The following is a 5000-nucleotide window of genomic DNA, read 5'->3' as shown; positions in this document are numbered from 1 at the left end:
TCCGAAGTAGTTTCCTATACTCTCTAGTTCAAATCTAAATTTGTAACCTGGTTTCATTGCACCCCTATTTATATATTTAGGGTGACTTCCCTCTAGTAATGGTAAAGTCTGACGTTTGTCATTTCTTACAGTTTCTCCGTTATGATTATTTAAACCTGCCCAGTAGTAGTTTCCTGTATGCTTTGATGTTTTTTCTCCTACTCTAAATACTTCTTCCCAAAGTGGATAATTTACTACATCTGTTATTTTCATTCCATATAGTCTACCTATTACTCTAACTGGTATGTCTTTTGTTGCCACGTATGAATTTATTTCTTCATTAAACAAAGGTAGTGTTTTATCTCCTATATTGACATTTTTTGATACTTCTCTGAATTCTACTTCGTAATCTCCTTCGTCTACCCATATTGGTATGTATATGTCTACTTTTGTTTGTTCTAGGGGTATTTCACACCATGTTTCCGCTTTTAGATATTTACCTGCTTCTCTATATGTGGTATCCATATATACGTCAAATGGAAATCGAACCTCTTTGTAGTCTGTGTATTTTGCATAGTCTCTTTCTCCATATCCTTTTATTTCTCTATGCTGACCTGTTGTTGGTAGCTCTATGCTTGATGCTCGTCCTAATATTAGGGAGATTCTATCGCCATCTGGATTGATTTCTTGATTATAGTCTTTGTCGTCATTTATTTTTGCATAACATACTACTGGTGCATGAACTACTACTTGGTTTATTGACTCTATGTCTTGATTATACTGTTCTTGATTTGTCGGATTTATTTCTTCTATTCTTTGATAATGTACTGTTCCTTCACTTTGATATTCGCCATTTCTTTCTTTTTCATCTATTGTGATATCTTTTTGATATAGTACGTCATTTGTTATTGTACCCGCTATTGGAATTTCATTTGGAGCTTCTGCCTTTGCTATTTCTTGCGAATCTGACATTATTGTCTCATTGTTAAATATCAATCTATCATTTTTTACTGTTAGTTTTCCTAATTTATTATCTGCTTCTGTTCTTAGATCTTCTGATGGAGTTGGTCTTCCTCTTCTTCCTCCATTTAACGTTTTTGTTCCTAAATCAAGATATAACTCTGGTTCTTCTATATGGTCTTCTAAGCTATTGCTATGCCATACTTCTACCTCAGGTGGTTTGTAGTTTTCTGTTTGTAGTGATATTATATCATTGCCAGGAAACGCCGTGTTCTTCAGTGTTGCTCCTGTAAGTTTGTATACTTCTAATCTATCTATTATCCAATAATCATAGAGTCTTCCTATTTTATAGGTTTTTGTTATGGTTTCTGTGTCTGATTTATCTATCCATTCTACAACTTTTTCTTCTACTTCTTCTCCTTCTTCATTCTCTTTAGTTTCTGTATATTCATGCTTTTCTTTCCACGTTAGTTCATATGTTTTTACTGCTGTTACTGTTAGTTCTTTCGTACCTTTTATCTGCTTGAATTCGTAATCTGATAGGTATTCTTTTGCGAACACATTTGCATAAAGGTCTTCTTCTGTTGGTATTCCAAGTTCTACGTCAAATTTCTCGTCTCCTCTGTCATCTGCTTTTATAACCGCTGAAGGCTGTGCATCCATGTTACTTTCTACATTTGTCTGTCCTGCTGTTTGTTTGTATATAAATACTATATTCGCTTCATTGTATGAACCGTCATATGTTATCTCATAGTTACTTTTGCTTGTTTTATTTGTTGGTACTGTATCATAGGCTAACATTGAACCATCAAATTCGTACCCATTTATGCTCTGTGCATTTATGCTGTAGGTCTTGTCTTTGTACATTTCTTTACTGTAATCATATTGTCCTAATGCTGCACCCGTGTCTGTTACATGCTTTATGTTTATCTTTCCTCCTGCTGATGGTTTTTTGTAGAATTTCAGCTCCATTGGGTATATGAAGTTTAGTCCTACTGCTCCTGCGTTTTTGAAGGTATCTATTCCTATTTTCACTTCTGAAGAATTTCTTCTAGTTGTTTCGTTTTTGGTTGTATCTACTTTATACCCTTCTTTTAGATATCCTCTTGCATTTTCTATTCCCCAATATGGGATTTTTCCTTCTTCGTCTGAATGTGTTGCATATGCCATTCCTAGATGTGCATCATCGCTTCTTTTAAACACTGAGTATAGGTTGTTGCCAAAGTTTTCTTCTGTTATTGGTATGGTTTTGTTTAAGCCTGAAACATAATTTTTATAAGTTTCATCTATACAATTCAATTTAGGATATGCATGTATTATTATTTTATCTCCTTCTATTTCGCAAGTTGGAAGTGTATCCTGCCTAAATATATCTTCTATTTTATGAGTAGTACCTTTAATATATACATGTATTTCTTCATCATCTCCTAAAGCACTTAGTTCTTCCTTTACAGTAGCTGGCAGTTCTATTTCAAAGTCTAATTCTTTTCCTTTATTCATTAACATTTCGCTCAAATAACTAGGCTTATTCCATTTCTTTTTCATTTCTGTATCTCCAAGACGAATTTCTTTTCCACCTATTACACCTTTCCAGCAACCTCCACTGTAATGCCACATTTCAAGATAATCTTGTTTAATTGCAGTTCCTATCTCTTCATAGCTTTCCAAAGGTCCTTCCTGCGTTAAGAAATGTACTTGAACCTTTGGTGCTTTGTCTTCTTCCGCTATGCTGCATTTCATATTTATATTTAATGTAATTAGTAAAGAAATAATTATACATAAACATATTAGCTTTCTTTTTACCACTTGAACATTTCCTCCCAATTTATACTATCATTTAACCATTTATCTTTCATTTTTCCACATTTACAAAATGTTTTATCTGGATAATCTAGTATAAATAGACCATTTTCTGCTCCTGTGTCTTTCTTAATTCTAATAGGTATTGTTATTATTTCTATTACATCTTTATTATGTTTTAACTTAAATTTGAAATTTTCTCCTGTTTTCATTAGAATATCTTGTCTTGCTTTTGTATTTGAATGAAATGTATCATAGTCTTCATCGTCTATATAATAAACATTTATTACAACTGACCATTTATATCCCGTTGGAACATTAGACAAATATCCTGACACATAGCTCTCTCCATCTTCTTCTGTAAATTTCAAGTTTTCAAAAAACTTCATTATAAATTCCTGCTGTTTGTCTAGCTTCATTGCTTGATCGTTTACATAGCCTGGTTGTGATACTACATCATCAACTTTATTAAACTTGATTCCTTCTACTACTTCTACTGAATCATCATTATTTAGATAATTTATCATCCTTACTATCATTGCTGCCGTTTCTGCTCTTGTTGCTGTGGTGTTTGGTTTGAAGGTTTTGTCGGGATAGCCTGTTATTATATCTGTGTCTTTTGCTGTACTTACGTATTTTTTATCTTTTTTACTTATCTCTTTGTCATCTTCGAAGCTTGTCTTATCTATTTCTTTTGTCTCTATCTCCAATGCTTTTATTATCATTCTTGCCATTTCTACTCTTGTCATTGGCTCGTTTGGTTTAAAGCCTTCTTTATAATCTTCTACATCTATTATCCCTTTTTTTACTAATGTTTTAATTCTTCCTTTTGCCCAATTTTCTTCTATATCTTCAAATATTATTTCACTATCATCATTATTAAGTGGTAATCCCAATAATTCTTGTATTAGCTTTGAAAACTCACTTCTTGATATTGTGTTTTTTGGTCTAAAAGTTTTATCAGGATATCCATTTACTATTCCTTTTGATACTAACAACTCTATGTTTTCTTTTGCCCAATAACCGTCCTTTACATCCTCAAAATTGCCTGCTAATGCTACTTGTGAGAATATTAATATTATTGATAACGTTAAAATAAATACTTTTTTCATGTAGTTTCCCCCCTGAAAACATTAATTATTTTGTAATATTACCTTTATATTTTTTTAACTGCTTACAATTCTATATTTTTCTATATTTATAGTCAAAAAACCTTTTTTATGTACTATTTTTTATACTTGATGGAAAATTATATTTTCAATATACGTTATCTAATGGCATTACCCTACACAAACAACAAACAACTTTATAACAACAATTCCAACCAATAAATCCACTAGGACTCAATCTAAGATTTCTTAGCAAGTAACTTTTAAGAAGTAATTTTTTCAATGCATTTTTTTAAAGTTTCAAGCAAAACCTTCCAACCCTAATATGACCCCAAATACCTGCTATAATAACTACTACAACCAATATACTAACTAGGCAAGTATCCGAGGTTTCTTTGTAGGTGAATTCAACAGGCAGTTTTATCATCGATTTTACACTATAAATAAGAATTGCCTGTTGTCTGAACCAGCAAAAATTCTCAGATACTTGCCCTTTCCATTTAGTATTGAATCACAAGCATGTAATAACTTCGTACTCACAACGCCTAACCCTAAAGAATTCAAACCAATAAATCTTTTAGAAGCTACATGACATTTTTTGACCACGACATTGATGCCTATATTTTTTCATCTTTAAATAATCAGAAAAATATAGACATCTCCGAGTAAAAAAAATGTCATGTATGGCTTCAATACAAAAATTTTCAGCTATACTTCCCTCATAGGTTTACCCTAGCAATTTTAGAAGCTTATTAATCTTTAATACAAATCTACTCTATTAAAACCTCAACAACTATCCCTACCAATAAACTTACTAGGGCTCAATCTGAGGTTTCTTTGTAGGTGACTTTTAAGAAGTAATTTTTTCAACGCTTTTGTTTAATGAAAAAAATTGCTTCTTTACAGGAACAGCAAAGATTCTCAGATTCGTGCCCCTCTCCATTTAGTAATGAATCTCCATCATGTATTAACTTCTTACTCACACCGCCTGACCCTAGAGAATTCAAACCATTATATCCCTTAGAAGCTGCATGACATTTTTTGTGCACGACATTGATGCCTATATTTTTTCATCATCAACTCATCAGAAAAATATAGGCATCTCCGAGTAAAAAAAATGTCTTGTATAGCTTCAACACAAAAACATTAAGC

The 5000-nt window shown here is 32.1% G+C and carries 3 protein-coding genes; all 3 read right to left on the bottom strand.

Going from position 1 to position 5000, the window contains the following annotated elements; genetic code table 11:
* Positions 1–2745, bottom strand: a 2745-nt coding sequence (locus AYC61_RS18655) for a DUF5704 domain-containing protein (RefSeq protein ID WP_242866844.1), incomplete at its 3' end; no start/stop codon positions are given.
* The gene (locus tag AYC61_RS18650; RefSeq protein ID WP_066506674.1) at positions 2739–3851 is read right to left on the bottom strand and encodes an S-layer homology domain-containing protein; all 1113 of its coding nucleotides are present in this window, start codon (positions 3849–3851) and stop codon (positions 2739–2741) included. The genes AYC61_RS18650 and AYC61_RS18655, both read right to left, overlap by 7 nt.
* 863 nt (positions 3852–4714) lie before the next feature.
* Positions 4715–4897 (bottom strand): hypothetical protein, encoded by a 183-nt coding sequence (locus AYC61_RS21615; protein WP_162265488.1) that lies wholly within the window; start codon positions 4895–4897, stop codon positions 4715–4717.
* Positions 4898–5000 lie beyond the last annotated feature (103 nt).

This window comes from Abyssisolibacter fermentans (assembly GCF_001559865.1).
In the GTDB taxonomy this organism is placed as follows: domain Bacteria; phylum Bacillota; class Clostridia; order Tissierellales; family MCWD3; genus Abyssisolibacter; species Abyssisolibacter fermentans.
The sequence above is the reverse complement of the archived record's forward strand: the minus strand, read 5'-3'. Positions and strand labels throughout refer to the sequence as shown.

What these genes read in the sequence shown, in the direction of transcription:
- AYC61_RS18650 (WP_066506674.1), bottom strand. Translation starts at nt 3,851, where the DNA reads ATGAAAAAAGTATTTATTTTAACGTTATCAATAATATTAATATTCTCA.